The organism is Cupriavidus ulmosensis (assembly GCF_977008105.1).
In genome coordinates, this window is the sequence record NZ_CDRMWP010000002.1 from 1,716,251 (window position 1) to 1,729,361 (window position 13,111).

Consider the following 13,111-nt stretch of genomic DNA (forward strand, 5'->3'; position numbering starts at 1 on the left):
CCGCCGGACAAGACCTGACCCTGGACGCCGCACGCCCATGAGAGCCACCCTCGACGTACTGATGTCGCGCCTGCGCATGAAGCAACTGCAGTTGCTGATCGCGCTGGACGACCACAAATCGCTGCACCAGGCGGCATCCGTCATGGCCATGACGCAATCGGCCGCCAGCAAGGCCCTGCAGGAACTGGAGAGCATGCTGGACGCGCCGCTGTTCGAGCGGACCCGGACCGGCATGCAGCCCAACCCGTTCGGCCATTGCGTGATCCGCTATGCGCGGCTGCTGGCCACGGACCTTACCGCGCTGTGCCAGGACATGGCCGAAATCCGCTCGGGCACGGCCGGGCGGCTTGCCGTGGGGGTCATCATGGGCGCCGTCACCGGCGTGCTGGCGCCCGCGCTGGCCAGCCTCCAGGCTGAGCAGCCCAACCTGTCGATCGAGATCGTGGAAGACACCAGCCTGCGCATGCTGGGCCTGCTCGACGACGGCCGGCTGGACCTCGTCATCGGCCGCGCGCTGGTGAGCGACCAACCCGCCCGCTACCGCTACGAGGCGCTGGGCAACGAGCCGATCTCGGTGGTGGTCGGCCACGCCCACGCGGCGCCGCGCGCGCGCGAACTCGCCTTTGCCGACCTGGCGAGATACCGCTGGGTCATCTATCCCGCCCAGATGCCGATGCACGCGCTGCTGCTGCGCGAGCTGGACCTGGCCGGCATGAGCATGCCGGCCAACGCCATCACCACGGCCTCCACGCTGGTCACGGTGGCCTTGCTGCAGGGCAATGCCAACCTCGTGTCGCTGCTGCCGACCAGCGTGGCCGAGCCCTACGCGCGCCAGAAGATGCTGCGCATCCTGCCGGTGAAGATGCAGTCGCGCAACGACACCTTCGGCATCGTCACGCGGCGCGGCGGCACGCTCTCGGCGGCGGCCCGGCGGCTGATCGCGGCGCTGCGGGCCGGCAAGCCGGATTGAGGTGCCGCCCGGCGGGATGGCCGGTCAGCCGCCGCGCGCGCGGCGCGCCTCGTAGGCCTTCAGGCTGGCCAGCGCCATCTGCAGCGTCGGCGCCGGCACCGGGCCGCGGCGCGCCAGCAGGTCGCCCACGATCTGGTCGGATTCGATGGCGCCACCGCGCTCGAGGTCGCGCAGCATCGACGCCGTCATCGGCGAGCCTTCCTTGAACAGCGAGGCCGCCGCCTGTTCCAGCGCCGGCGCGCGCGCGGGATAGCCGTTGGCCGCGGCGATGGCGGTGCACTCGTCGAGCAGGGCCGCGATCACGTCGCGCCCGTGCGGGGCGGCCAGGATGTCGCCCACGGCGGCCCGCATCAGGCAGGTGGACGATGCCAGCGTGGCCAGGAACAGCCATTTCTCCCACATGTCCTGCAGCATGGCCTCGCTGCGCTGCACGTCGAAGCCGGCGCCCCCGAACACGGCGGCCAGGGCCTGCGCGCGGTCGCTGCTGCCGGACGGACGCTCGCCGAAGGACAGCACGTGAAAAGCCGAAAGATGGAGGATGGTGCCCTGCTCGTCCAGCGTGCTGGAAATCAGGCAGCGGCCGCCCATGACCCGTTCGGCGCCGAAGCGGGCATCGAGCTTGTCCAGATGCTGCATGCCGTTGAGCAGCGGGATGATGACCGTGCCCGGGCCCACGGCGGGCGCGAAACCGTCCATCGCGCTGTCGAGGTCGTAGGCCTTGCAACTGAGCAGCACCACGTCATACGGTTGCGCGATCTGCCCGACCTGCACCAGCGGCGGGTTGGGGAAATGCAGGTCGCCGTGCTGGCTCTTGACCTTCAGGCCGTGCTCGGCCAGTTGGGCGGCGCGCCGCGGGCGCACCAGGAACGTCACGTCGCGCCCGACCTGCAACAGCCGCGCGCCGAAATAGCCGCCAGTGGCGCCCGCTCCGACAACCAGAATACGCATCTTCGACTCCAGAATCCGGCCCGGCGGGAGGCCGGGCGATGCGCCATTGTAGTGGCTGGCGGGCGAGGCTGCCGGCACGCCAGCGGCCACCCGGCGGGGCCCGCGGCGCGCTGCTGCCAATCCATCAACAGCCTGTGAGTATTCATCGATAGCGGCGCTTGCCGGTCTCGCCCAGAATGGGATCTGCTCAAGCCATCTGGAACCTTTGTGAACGACATCGCGAATAGCGCCCTGCAGATCCCGACGCCCATCGGCGGCGCCCTGCCCGCACCGAAGGCATTCGATTCCCTCGACGCCACGCGCCGGGACCGCAAGCTGCGGCTGGCCGCCGCGTTCCGCATCTTCGCCCGCTTCGGGCTGGCCGAAGGCATCGCCGGCCACATCACGGTGCGCGACCCGGAGCATGCGGACCGCTTCTGGGTCAATGCCTATGCGCAGCATTTCTCCGCCATCCACCCCGACGACCTGATCTGCATCGACGAGCACGGCAAGGTCCACGCGGGCACCGGCCCGGTGAACGCGGCGGCGGCAGCGATCCATTGCGGCATTCACGGCAGCAATCCCGACGTGGTTGCCGCCGCGCACACGCATTCCGTCTATGGCCGCGCGTTCTCGGCGCGGCACCGGACGCTGCTGCCGATCAACCAGGAGGCCTGCCTGTTCTTCGAGGACCAGGTGGCGTTCCAGGGCGACGTGCTGGTGCTGGCGGCGGACGAAGGGCGGCGCATCGCGCAGTCGATGGGCGACCGGCGGGCGGCGGTGCTGGTCAATCACGGCCTGCTGACGGTCGGCACCTCGGTCGACGCGGCGGCCTTCCGCTTCGTGGCGATGGAACGCTGCTGCCAGATCCAGCTGCTGGCCGAGGCGGCCGGCGAGTTCAGCGTGCTGTCCGATGAGGAAGCGCGCTCCGTGCGCCGCCAGATCGGCTCCGACTACGTGGCGTGGCTGGGTTTCCAGGGCCTGTTCGAACAGTTGCTGCGCGAGAGCCCGGACCTGCGCGCCTACCAGGCGGCCATCCGGTAGCCGCGGGCCCGCTTCAACCGGCGCCCTGCACGCGCCGGACGTAGCTGGCCGCCGCGTCGATCAGCCATGCCTCGAACCGGCGCACGGGCTCCCAGTGGCGCCGCTGCTCGGGAAACGCGAAATAGATGTTGCTCGGGCTCGGCACGAAGTGCGGGTGCGCGATAACCAGCTGCCCGCTGGCCAGTTCGCGGTCGACCAGGCTGCGCGGCAGCAGCGCCAGACCCTGCCCCGCCACCGTGGCGTTGATGGACATGACGAACATGTCGTAGTGGGGCGTCGGCGCGTCGTGCTCCAGCGGCCGCCCGACCAGCGATTCGCCCCAGTCGGTCCAGGCCGCCGGGATGTCGCGCGTGTAGATCCACGGCGCCGCGGCGATGCGCTCGAGCGGCAGCTCGCGCTGCCCGTCGCACCAGACCGGCGCGCACACCAGCACCAGGCGGTCGTCGCTGACCAGCGCGGCGCCGGTCATGCCCGCCCACAGATGCTGGCCGAAATAGATGGTCGCGTCGAAATTGGAGTCGTCGAAGAAGTTCGGCTGGTCCCGCCCGATGATGTGCAGGCGGATGTCCGGGTTCAGGTCATAGAAACTCTGCAGGCGCGGCACCAGCCACTGCGCGGCGAACGAGACGCCGACGGCCACGTCCAGATGCAGTTCGCTCTCCGAGCGGATCAGCTCGATCGTGTCGCGGCGGATCTGGTCCAGGTGCACGCGGATGCGGCGCGCGTATTCGGCGCCGGCCGGCGTCAGCACGAGGCGCTGGCGCACGCGGTGAAACAGGGCCACGCCCAGGTCTTCTTCCAGCTCGTTGACCTTCTTGCAGACGGCCCCGTGGGTCTGGGCCAGTTCCGCGGCGGCCTTCGAAAAGCTCTCGTGCCTGGCGGACGCCTCGAACGCCTGCAACGATCCCAGGCTTGGTACGCCACGACGCATTGTTTACTCCTTGCCCTGGTTGGCGGCCCTTCGGCTTGTCCGGTACGGGCAGATCAAAGGTAAAACGGGCGCGGTCCGCCGGACCGCACCCTTAGGCTGCCGACAAGGTCAGCTTACCGCTTGTGGCCTTGCCGCCGCCCCCGGCGCCCGGCTGCTCTCCAGCGCCACGACCACGCAGGCCGACACCAGCATCAGGGCGGAGACGCCATAGAACGCGATGGCGAAGTGGCCCGAGACGTCCTTGGACCAGCCAATGAAATAGGGCAGCACGAAACCGGCGCAGACTCCCAGGCTGGTGATGAGCGCGATACCCGCCGCGGCGGCGCGCTCGGCCAGGAAGCGGCTGGGCAGTTGCCAGAAGGTCGTCATTGTACAGAAGCAAGCCGCCGTTCCCACCGCGAAGGCGGCGATGGTGCCGTAGGGCGAGCGCATCCACATGGCGACCGTCAGCGCGGCGGCGCACACCAGCAGCGGCCCGGCGATGTGCAGGCTGGTGATGCGGTGCCGCTTCACGATGCGGCCCCACACCAGCATGCTGGCCACCGCGAACGCGAAGGGGATGGCGGTGATCATGCCGATCTGGGGAATCGTGTACTTGACGCCGAGCGTCTTCTCGAACGAGGCGACCACCTGCGGCAGGAAATACAGCAGGGACACGATGCCGGCGTTGATGCCGAAGTACACCACGCCCAGCGCCCAGACCCGCCCGTTGGCGATGACGGCGGCCAGGCCGTGGCCGGCCCGCGTGCTTGCCGAGGCCTGTTCCTGCGCCAGCACCGCGGCGATGGTCGATTGCTCGGACGCGGAGAACCAGCGTGCCTTGGCCGGGCTGTCCGGCAGGTAGAAATACACCACGATGCCGAGGACCACGGACGGCAGGCCTTCGAGGAAGATCATGGCGCGCCAGCCCGACAGCCCGAACACCGTCACGTTCTCCATCAGCCAGGTGGAAACCGGGGCGCCCAGCACGCCGGTCAGCGGGATCGCGGTCACGAACAGGGACATCATCCAGACGCGGTCGCGCGTGGGCAGCCAGAGCGTCAGGTAATAGACCATGCCGGGGAACAGCCCGGCCTCGAACACGCCCAGGCAGAAGCGCGCCACGTAAAGCCACTGGGCATTGGGCACGAGGCTGGTCAGCGACGACGCCACGCCCCAGGTCAGCATGATCCGCGTCATCCACAGGCGCGCGCCGAAGCGGTACATGCACAGGTTGCTGGGCACCTCGAACAGGACATAACCGAGAAAGAACAGGCTTGCCGCGAGGCCGAACTGGGCCGCCGTCATGCCAAGCTCATGGTTCATGGTCAGCGCGGCGTAGCCGATGTTGGCACGGTCGAGCTGGTTCGCCATGTACATCAGGATCATCAGCGGCGCCAGCCGCCAGGCGATCTTTCTTGCAATCTCGGGCGGCATCGCAATGGGGGCAGTCATGTCAATCCATCCTTTTTTCTGTATCTCGGACCACGAGTTGCACCAGAATCTACGTGGTGCGGCCGGGACCCGCTACGGACAAAAGATGAACGGCTTATGACGGACTTTCACAATGCGCCAGCTTGGTTAGGAAAAGCCGGCAACCGGATCTGCATTGGTGCACACGAAGCGATAGAGACGCCATCTGCGGCGGAAAATCCCGGAAATGGGGCGGTTCTGGCCGGGGAAACGCGCTTCGGTATTTACCCGGATATTGCCTGACCGGCGCGGCGAATCAACGAGCCGCGAGCCTCACGGCGGCTAGCCGCCCTGCCCGCCCTGCTCCCGCAGCCGGATCTTCAGCACCTTGCCCGTCGGATTGCGCGGCAGCGCCGCCACCATCCGCAGTTCGCGCGGCAGCTTGTAACGCGCCAGCCGCGGCTCGGCGAACGCCTGCAATGCTTCCAGCGTCAGGCTGGCGCCGGGCTTGAGCGCCACCACGGCCACCACGTGCTCGCCCCATTGCGCATCGGGCGCGCCGATCACGGCGACTTCGGCGATGGCCGGGTGGTCGTACAGCACGCTTTCCACCTCGGCCGGGTAGACGTTCTCGCCGCCGGTGATGACCATGTCCTTGAGGCGGTCGCAGATGTAGTAGAAGCCCTCCTCGTCGGTATAGCCGACGTCGCCGGTGCGGAACCAGCCGCCGGGGTAGAACGCGCCGGCGGTGGCGTCGGGGCGGTTCCAGTAGCCTTTCATGACGTTGCCGCCGCGCACGCAGATCTCGCCGCGCTCCCGCGCGGTGGCAACGGGAGCGCCGTTGAACGCGCGGATGCAGACTTCGGTGAGCATGGCCGGCGTGCCGCACGAGCCGAGCTTGTCCGCGCCGCGCTCGGGCGCGAGGAAGGTGGTGGCGGCGGCGGTCTCGGTCAGGCCGTAGCCCTGGTTGACGGGGATGCCGCGCGCGGAGAACAGGCGCAGCAGCGGCTCGGGCATGGGCGCGCCGCCCACGGAGATGCCGCGCACGCTGGAGAGGTCGGCGCGCGCGAAGTCCGGATGCTGGCTGATGAACAGCAGCATGGCGGGCACGGCGAAGCTGAGCGTCACGCGGTGGGTGGCGATGTCGCGCATCACGGCGGCGGGGTCGAAGCTGCGCTGCAGGACGAGGTGGCCGCCGGCCATCAGGATCGGCAGCGTGATGCAGCACATGCCGCCGACGTGGAACAGCGGCGCGAAGTTGAGCCCGACATCGGTGCTGGCGATGTCGCTCATCATGGTGACGTTGAGGTTGTTGATCCAGAAGTTGCCGTGCGTGAGCATGGCGCCCTTGGGGTTGCCGGTGGTGCCGGAGGTGTACATGATGGCGGCCACGTCGTCGGGGCGGGTGGCGGCCAGCGGCGGCGCGGCGTTGTGGTGCGCATTGCCGTGTGCGTTGCCGCCGCCGGCATCGGCCAGCAGCGCGTCCAGCCCTTCCCAGCCGGGCGCGGCGGCGCGGGCCAGGTAGCGCCGGCACTCCAGCCGGCCGCGCACTTCGTCGATCACGTCGGTGTAGCCGTCGTCGGCGAACAGAGTATGCACGCCGGCGTCGTTGAGGATGAAGGCCAGCTCGGGCCCGGTCAGGCGGAAATTGAGCGGCACGAAGATGGCGCCGAGCCAGCCGCATGCGAACTGCGTGACCAGGAACAGCGGGTCGTTCAGGCCGAGATAGCCCACGCGCTGGCCGGGCCGCACGCCGCCGGCGGCGAGCACGGCGGCCATGCGGCCGGCGCGGGCGACGAGTTCGCCGTAGCTCCAGGTCTGCCCGCCGCTGGTCAGCGCCGGGCGCTGCGGGCCGCGCGCGGCGCGGCGGCACAGCCAGTCGGCCATGCCGAGGGCCAGCATGCCGGCGCTGTCGCCGTCTGGTGAGGATGATGAGGCGGTCATGGTGTCTCCCATACGCGATGTCCCCTGTCTCGCAAGCTGCCGGTCGCCGCCGGCATGGTCATGTCGTCACGCTGTCATACCGCCATGTCGCCAGATCGCTATGCCGCCATGCCGTCACTTGCCGGTCCACACCGGCTTGCGCTTCTCGTTGAAGGCGGCCAGCCCTTCGCGCGCGTCCTCGGTCATGGCCAGCAGCGCGATCTGGCTTTCCGTGTAGGCAATGCCCTCGCCGAAGCTCATCGAGGCCATCGCCTGCATGGCATATTTGCCGCGCCGGATGGCGGTGGGCGATTTGTCGGCCACGCGGGCCACGAGCCAGTCGGTGCGCGCATCCAGCTCAGCGGGCGCGGCGAGGTAATTGAGCAGGCCGGCGGCCCGGGCCTCGGCGGCGGTAAACGGCTCGCCGCCGATGCACCATTCGCGCACCAGCCGCGGCGGCACCAGCGCCTGCAGCAGGCTCAGCACCTGCATGGGGAACACGCCGACCTTGACCTCGGGCAGGCCGAACAGCGCGGTGTCCGCGGCCACGGCCATGTCGGTCATGCACAGCAGGCCCATGCCGCCGGCCATGCAGGTGCCGTTGACGCGGGCGATGGTCGGCAGCGTGGCCTGCTGCGACTCGCGCAGCATGTCGGCGTAGTCCAGGTTGGGCCGGGACAGGTCGAACGCGAAGCCCTTGCCGGGCTGGAGGTCGGCGCCGGCGCAGAAGGCCTTGTCGCCGGCGCCGGTCAGCACGATGGCGCGCACGGCCGGGTCCGCGTGCGCGGCGCGGTAGCCGGCGCGGATGCCGGCGATCACGTCCTGGTTGAGCGCGTTGCGCTTGTCGGGCCGGTTGATGGTGATCCAGAACGCGGCGCCGCGCTTGTCGTGGAGGACGGCCGGGGTGTCGGCTTCGCTCATGGGTGGTCTCCCGGGATGGCGGCGCTCAGGCGGCGCGCGCTTCGAATTCGATCTCGGCGATCACGCGCATGGCGGCGGCCTGGTCGCCGACCTGCACGTGCACCGCGCCCACGCGGCCGGCGGCCGGAGCCACGTGGATGTGCTCCATCTTCATGGCCTCCAGCGTGACCATCGGCTGCCCGGCTTCCACGCGGTCGCCGGCGGCCACCATCACGTTGACCACGCGGCCGTTCATGGAGGCGCGCAGCTTGCCGTCGCCGGCGCCGGCATCGGCGCGCTCGGCGGCGGCGCGGGTGTGGTCCCGCACCCGCGCCGGCTCGCCGTCGTATTGCAGCAGCAGCGTGTCGCCGTCGCGGTGGAAGATGGCGGTCTCGGTCACGCCGTCGCAGGTGAAGCGCACCGAATGCTCGCCCAGCGCGATGGTTTCGAAGGCGTGGCGGGCCTCGCCCAGCGTGACCTCGAAGCGGCTGGCGCCCATGAACGCCAGCCACGCCTGATGCTCCGCCCCGCCGACGCGGTAGCGCAGGCCGATCGGCAGCGCCGGCGCCAGGCTGGCGGCCGGGGCACCCGCCACGCGGCCCGGCGCGGTCTCGTACAGCAGCAGCGCCGCCAGCGCCGCGGTGCGCGCGCGGCGCGCCGGGTCTTCGCGCAGCAGCGCGTCCTGGTGCTGGCCGATGAAGGCCGTGGTGGCCTCGCCCGCCACGAACGCGGGATGCGCGAGGCAGCGGCCCAGGAAGGCCTGGTTCGTCGTTACGCCGAGCGCCACCAGATCCTCCAGCCCGCGCGCCAGCCGGCGGCGCGCTTCGTCGCGGTCGGCGCCGTGGCTGACCACCTTGGCGATCATCGAGTCGTAGTACGGCGGGATGGCCGCGCCGCTGCACAGCGCGTGCTCCGTGCGCAGCGCGGGCGGCGCCTGCCACAGCGCCACGGTGCCGCTCTGCGGCATGAAGCCCTGCTGCGCATCCTCGGCGCACAGGCGCACCTCGATGGCGTGGCCGGCAAGGCGCACGTCTTCCTGCGTCAGCGGCAGTGGCTCGCCGGCGGCGATGCGCAGTTGCAGCGCCACCAGGTCCAGCCCGGTGATGGCCTCGGTCACGGGATGCTCCACCTGCAGCCGCGTGTTCATCTCCATGAAGTAATAGTTGCCGTCGCGGTCGAGCAGGAATTCCAGCGTACCCGCGCCTTCGTAGCCGATGGCCTTGACCGCGGCCACGGCGGTGGCGCCCATGCGCGCGCGCAGCTCGGCGCTCACCGCCGGCGACGGCGCTTCCTCGATCAGCTTCTGGTGGCGGCGCTGCACCGAGCAGTCGCGCTCGCCCAGGTGGATGGCGTTGCCGTGGCGGTCGGCCAGGACCTGGATCTCGATGTGGCGCGGCTCCACCACGGCGCGCTCGAGGATCACCTCGGGGTCGCCGAAGGCACCCAGCGCCTCGGAGCGCGCGCTGCGCAGCAGTTCGGCGAACGCGCGCGCGTCCGGCACCAGCCGCATGCCGCGTCCGCCGCCGCCGGCGGTGGCCTTGATCATGACCGGGAAGCCGATGCGCGCGGCCTCCGCCGCCAGCCGCGCGTCGCTCTGGTCCTCGCCCTGGTAGCCAGGGATGCAGGGCACGTCCGCCGCCATCATCAGGCGCTTGGCGCCGGCCTTGTTGCCCATCGCCAGGATGGATTCGGGCGACGGGCCGATGAACACCAGCCCGGCCTCGCGGCACGCGCGCGCGAACGCGGCGTTCTCGGCCAGGAAACCGTAGCCGGGGTGAATGGCGTCGGCGCCGGTGCGGCGCGCGGCGTCGAGGATGGCGTCGATGCGCAGATAGGACTGCGCCGGCGCGGCCTCGCCGATGTGCACCGCCTGCCCGGCTTCGGCCACGTGGCGGGCGCCGGCGTCGGCGCTGGAATAGACCGCCACCGTGCGGTAGCCGAGCGCGGCGGCGCTGCGCATCACGCGCAGCGCGATCTCGCCGCGGTTGGCGATCAGGATCTTGTGGAATGGCGTGGACTTCATGGTGCCCCGGTGTGGATGGTGTTCTCTCGATCCGGCGCCGCGCCCGGCGGGCGCGAGGCCGGCGTGCGCGCCGCGCTTACCTGCCCTGCGGGAACGTGCCCATGAACTTGCACAGGATCTGCAGCATCACCTCGTCCGCGCCGCCGCCGATGGAAGTCAGCCGTCCGTCGCGGAAGATCCGCGAGACCGGGCTTTCCATCACGTAGCCCATGCCGCCCCAGAACTGCAGGCTGCGGTCCGACACTTCGCGCACCAGCCGCCCGGCCTTGAGCTTGGCCATCGTGGCCAGGCGCGTGGCATCCTCGCCGCGCACCATCGTCTCCACGGCGCGCCAGCACAGCGCGTGCAGCGCTTCCACCTCGGTCTGCAGCTCGGCCAGCGTGTAGTGGACCCACTGGTTGTCCAGGATCGAGTGGCCGAACGCCTTGCGCTCGCGCGTGTAGTCGATGGTCAGGTTGATGGCCTTCTGGCACACGCCGCAGGTGTTCAGCGCGCCCCACAGCCGCTCCACCTGGAACTGCTCCATCTGGTAGGTGAAGCCCATGCCTTCCTCGCCGATGCGCCAGCGCTGCGGCACGCGCACGTCGTCGAAATACAGCTGCGCGGTGTCCGACGAGTCCATGCCGATCTTGCGGATCTTCTTGGCAACCGACACGCCGCGCGTGTTCATCGGCACCACGATCAGGGTCTTGTTGCGATGGGGCGCGCCTTCGGAGGTGTTGGCCAGCACGCAGCAGAAATCGGCCTGGGTGCCGTTGGTGGTCCACATCTTGCCGCCGTTGATGACGTAGTCGCCGCCGTCGCGGCGGGCGGTGGTCTTGATCGAGGCCACGTCCGAGCCGCTGCCGACCTCGGACACGCCCAGGCAGGCCACGTACTCGCCGCTGATGGCCGGCGCCAGGAACTCGCGCCGGACTTCGTCGCTGCCGTGGTGGGCCAGCGCGGGCGTGGCCATGTCGGTCTGCACGCCGATGGCCATCGGCACGCCGCCGCAGTTGACGTCGGCCAGCGTCTCGGCCAGCACGGCGCTGTAGGAATAGTCGAGCCCGGCGCCGCCGTCGGCTTCCGGCTTGGACAGGCCCAGCAGCCCGAGCGCGCCCATCTTGCGGAAGACCTCGTGCGCGGGGAAGATCTCGGCCTCTTCCCAGGCGTCCACGTGCGGATTGACCTGCTCGGCGATGAAGCGCTTGATGGTGGCGCGCAGCGCCTCGTGTTCGGGGGTGAGTTGCATGTTCCGGTTCCTGGTATGCGGTATCTGGTATCGGATGGATGGCGTGCGGTGGATGTGCTGTGACGGTGCGACGGCTGCGCGGTTCAGGGCCGGGCCACGCCGAACTGCATGGCCTGCGGCGCGCGCGCGTCGCCCTCGCGGCAGACGGCCAGCACGCCGGCCAGCACGGCGCGCGTGTGGCGCGGGTCGATCACGCCGTCGTCCAGCACGTGGGCACTGGTGACGAACACGCTCATCTGGCGGTCGAAGCGTTCGACGATGCCTTTCTGCAACGCTTCGAGCTGCGCCGCATCCACCTCCCCGCCCTTGCGCTTCATGGCCGCCTCGGAGACGATGGCCATCGTGCGCGCGGCCTGCTCGCCGCCCATCACGGCGGTCTTGGCGTTGGGCCACGAGAAGCAGAAGCGCGGGTGGAAGCCGCGCCCGCACATGCCGTAGTTGCCGGCGCCGAACGACGCGCCGCAGTAGATGGTGATCTGCGGCACGGTGGCGTTGCTCACGGCCTGGATCATCTTGGAGCCGTGCTTGATGATGCCGCCTTCCTCGTAGCTGCGGCCCACCATGAAGCCGGTGGTGTTGTTCAGGTACAGGATGGGCGTGCGCGACTGGCAGCAGGCCTGGATGAAGTGCGTGGCCTTGGTGGCGCCGGCCGGATCGATCGGGCCGTTGTTGGTGATGATGCCGAGCGGCCAGCCTTCGATGCGCACATGGCCGCAGACGGTGGCGCCGCCATAGTTCTCGCCGAATTCCAGGAAGTCCGAATCGTCGGCGATGCGGGCGATGACCTCCTTCATGTCCACCGGCCGCTTGTGGTCCATCGGCATGATGGCGAGCAGTTCCTCGGCGTCATAGCGCGGCGGCTTGAACGCGCGCGGCGCCGGTTGCTCGCGCGGCCAGTCGATCTTGCCGAGGATCTCGCGCGCGATGCGCAGCGCGTCGCGGTCGTCCTCGGCGAGGTAGTCGCCCAGGCCGGAGACGCTGGTGTGCATCACCGCGCCGCCGAGTTCTTCCTCGGTGGCCACCTCGCCGGTGGCGGCCATCAGCAGCGGCGGGCCGGCCAGGAACGCGCGGGAGCGGCCGCGCACCATGATGATGTAGTCGGACAAACCGGTCTGGTAGGCGCCGCCGGCCGTGGACGAGCCGTGCGTCACCGTGACCACCGGCAGCCCCGCGGCGGACAGCCGCGCGAGATTGCGGAACAGGTTGCCGCCGCGGATGAAGTCCTCCACCTTGTAGGTCATCAGGTTGGCGCCGGCGCTTTCCACCAGTTGCACGTAGGGCAGCTTGTTCTCCAGCGCGATCTCCTGCACGCGCAACTGCTTGTCCAGCCCCTTGGGCTGCAACGCGCCGGCGTTGATGCCCGAGTCCGACGCGCTGATCATGCAGCGGATGCCCGACACCACGCCGATGCCCGCGATCAGCCCGCCGCCGGGCACGCTCTTGTCGAGGTCCGGGTTGTCCAGCCCGAGGCCGGCCAGCGAGCACAGCTCGATGAACGGCGCGCCCGGGTCCAGCAGCAGCGCCAGCCGCTCGCGCGGCAGCAACTGGCCGCGCTTCTCGAAGCGCTCGCGCGACGCGGCGGAGGTGTCGGCGGCGCGCTGCTCGAACGCGCGGATGCGGTCGAGCAGCACCAGCATGCCGGCGCGGTTGGCCTGGGCGGCTTCGCTGGTCGGTGAAATTCTGGATTCGATATGGGCCATGAGCAATGTGCTTGACGATCCGCCGCGGGTGCGCGCCGGCTTGAAAGCATGGTAGGGGCGGCCCTGGCGC

The 13,111-nt window shown here is 70.0% G+C and carries 11 protein-coding genes; 3 read left to right on the top strand and 8 right to left on the bottom strand.

Going from position 1 to position 13,111, the window contains the following annotated elements; translation table 11 throughout:
• Positions 1–37 precede the first annotated feature (37 nt).
• Positions 38–970 (top strand): LysR family transcriptional regulator, encoded by a 933-nt coding sequence (locus tag ACWTPI_RS27325; RefSeq protein ID WP_029044139.1) that lies wholly within the window; start codon positions 38–40, stop codon positions 968–970.
• Positions 971–994: 24 nt separating this feature from the next.
• Here ACWTPI_RS27325 and panE read toward each other — a convergent pair whose 3' ends face one another.
• Positions 995–1,918 (bottom strand): 2-dehydropantoate 2-reductase, encoded by a 924-nt coding sequence (gene panE, locus ACWTPI_RS27330; protein ID WP_454733289.1) that lies wholly within the window; start codon positions 1,916–1,918, stop codon positions 995–997.
• Positions 1,919–2,125: 207 nt separating this feature from the next.
• Here panE and ACWTPI_RS27335 point away from each other — a divergent pair, with 207 nt between their 5' ends.
• Entirely contained in the window at positions 2,126–2,941 is an 816-nt protein-coding gene (locus ACWTPI_RS27335; protein WP_020205481.1) for a class II aldolase/adducin family protein, read from the top strand.
• A 13-nt stretch (positions 2,942–2,954) separates the two neighbouring features.
• Here ACWTPI_RS27335 and ACWTPI_RS27340 read toward each other — a convergent pair whose 3' ends face one another.
• Together ACWTPI_RS27340 and ACWTPI_RS27345 are read right to left on the bottom strand one after the other, a co-directional pair.
• Positions 2,955–3,872: a LysR substrate-binding domain-containing protein gene (locus ACWTPI_RS27340; RefSeq protein ID WP_059411653.1), complete on the bottom strand. Its 918-nt coding sequence runs from the start codon at positions 3,870–3,872 to the stop codon at positions 2,955–2,957.
• A gap of 108 nt (positions 3,873–3,980) precedes the next feature.
• The gene (locus ACWTPI_RS27345; protein WP_454733290.1) at positions 3,981–5,306 is read right to left on the bottom strand and encodes an MFS transporter; all 1,326 of its coding nucleotides are present in this window, start codon (positions 5,304–5,306) and stop codon (positions 3,981–3,983) included.
• A gap of 96 nt (positions 5,307–5,402) precedes the next feature.
• Here ACWTPI_RS27345 and ACWTPI_RS27350 point away from each other — a divergent pair, with 96 nt between their 5' ends.
• Positions 5,403–5,567 carry a hypothetical protein gene (locus ACWTPI_RS27350; protein WP_454733291.1) on the top strand — a complete coding sequence of 55 codons (165 nt, stop codon included), beginning with the start codon at positions 5,403–5,405 and terminating at the stop codon, positions 5,565–5,567.
• Between the two features lie 39 nt (positions 5,568–5,606).
• On the opposite strand, the gene ACWTPI_RS27355 is transcribed toward ACWTPI_RS27350, so the two are convergent.
• The 5 genes from ACWTPI_RS27355 to ACWTPI_RS27375 form a co-directional block, all read right to left on the bottom strand.
• Positions 5,607–7,208, bottom strand: a complete 1,602-nt coding sequence (locus tag ACWTPI_RS27355) for an acyl-CoA synthetase (protein WP_454733292.1) — start codon at positions 7,206–7,208, stop codon at positions 5,607–5,609.
• Between the two features lie 114 nt (positions 7,209–7,322).
• The gene (locus tag ACWTPI_RS27360) at positions 7,323–8,108 is read right to left on the bottom strand and encodes an enoyl-CoA hydratase/isomerase family protein (RefSeq protein ID WP_454733293.1); all 786 of its coding nucleotides are present in this window, start codon (positions 8,106–8,108) and stop codon (positions 7,323–7,325) included.
• A 25-nt stretch (positions 8,109–8,133) separates the two neighbouring features.
• Positions 8,134–10,110 carry an acetyl-CoA carboxylase biotin carboxylase subunit gene (locus tag ACWTPI_RS27365; protein ID WP_454733294.1) on the bottom strand — a complete coding sequence of 659 codons (1,977 nt, stop codon included), beginning with the start codon at positions 10,108–10,110 and terminating at the stop codon, positions 8,134–8,136.
• A gap of 76 nt (positions 10,111–10,186) precedes the next feature.
• The gene (locus ACWTPI_RS27370; protein WP_059411648.1) at positions 10,187–11,341 is read right to left on the bottom strand and encodes an acyl-CoA dehydrogenase family protein; all 1,155 of its coding nucleotides are present in this window, start codon (positions 11,339–11,341) and stop codon (positions 10,187–10,189) included.
• Positions 11,342–11,424: 83 nt separating this feature from the next.
• Entirely contained in the window at positions 11,425–13,041 is a 1,617-nt protein-coding gene (locus ACWTPI_RS27375; RefSeq protein WP_454733295.1) for an acyl-CoA carboxylase subunit beta, read from the bottom strand.
• Positions 13,042–13,111 lie beyond the last annotated feature (70 nt).

Bases quoted from the DNA above. Each gene is read 5' to 3' on its own strand.
- ACWTPI_RS27325 (WP_029044139.1), top strand. From the start codon at position 38: ATGAGAGCCACCCTCGACGTACTGATGTCGCGCCTGCGCATGAAGCAA.
- panE (WP_454733289.1), bottom strand. From the start codon at position 1,918: ATGCGTATTCTGGTTGTCGGAGCGGGCGCCACTGGCGGCTATTTCGGC.
- ACWTPI_RS27340 (WP_059411653.1), bottom strand. From the start codon at position 3,872: ATGCGTCGTGGCGTACCAAGCCTGGGATCGTTGCAGGCGTTCGAGGCG.
- ACWTPI_RS27345 (WP_454733290.1), bottom strand. From the start codon at position 5,306: ATGACTGCCCCCATTGCGATGCCGCCCGAGATTGCAAGAAAGATCGCC.
- ACWTPI_RS27350 (WP_454733291.1), top strand. From the start codon at position 5,403: ATGACGGACTTTCACAATGCGCCAGCTTGGTTAGGAAAAGCCGGCAAC.
- ACWTPI_RS27355 (WP_454733292.1), bottom strand. From the start codon at position 7,208: ATGACCGCCTCATCATCCTCACCAGACGGCGACAGCGCCGGCATGCTG.
- ACWTPI_RS27360 (WP_454733293.1), bottom strand. From the start codon at position 8,108: ATGAGCGAAGCCGACACCCCGGCCGTCCTCCACGACAAGCGCGGCGCC.
- ACWTPI_RS27365 (WP_454733294.1), bottom strand. From the start codon at position 10,110: ATGAAGTCCACGCCATTCCACAAGATCCTGATCGCCAACCGCGGCGAG.
- ACWTPI_RS27370 (WP_059411648.1), bottom strand. From the start codon at position 11,341: ATGCAACTCACCCCCGAACACGAGGCGCTGCGCGCCACCATCAAGCGC.
- ACWTPI_RS27375 (WP_454733295.1), bottom strand. From the start codon at position 13,041: ATGGCCCATATCGAATCCAGAATTTCACCGACCAGCGAAGCCGCCCAG.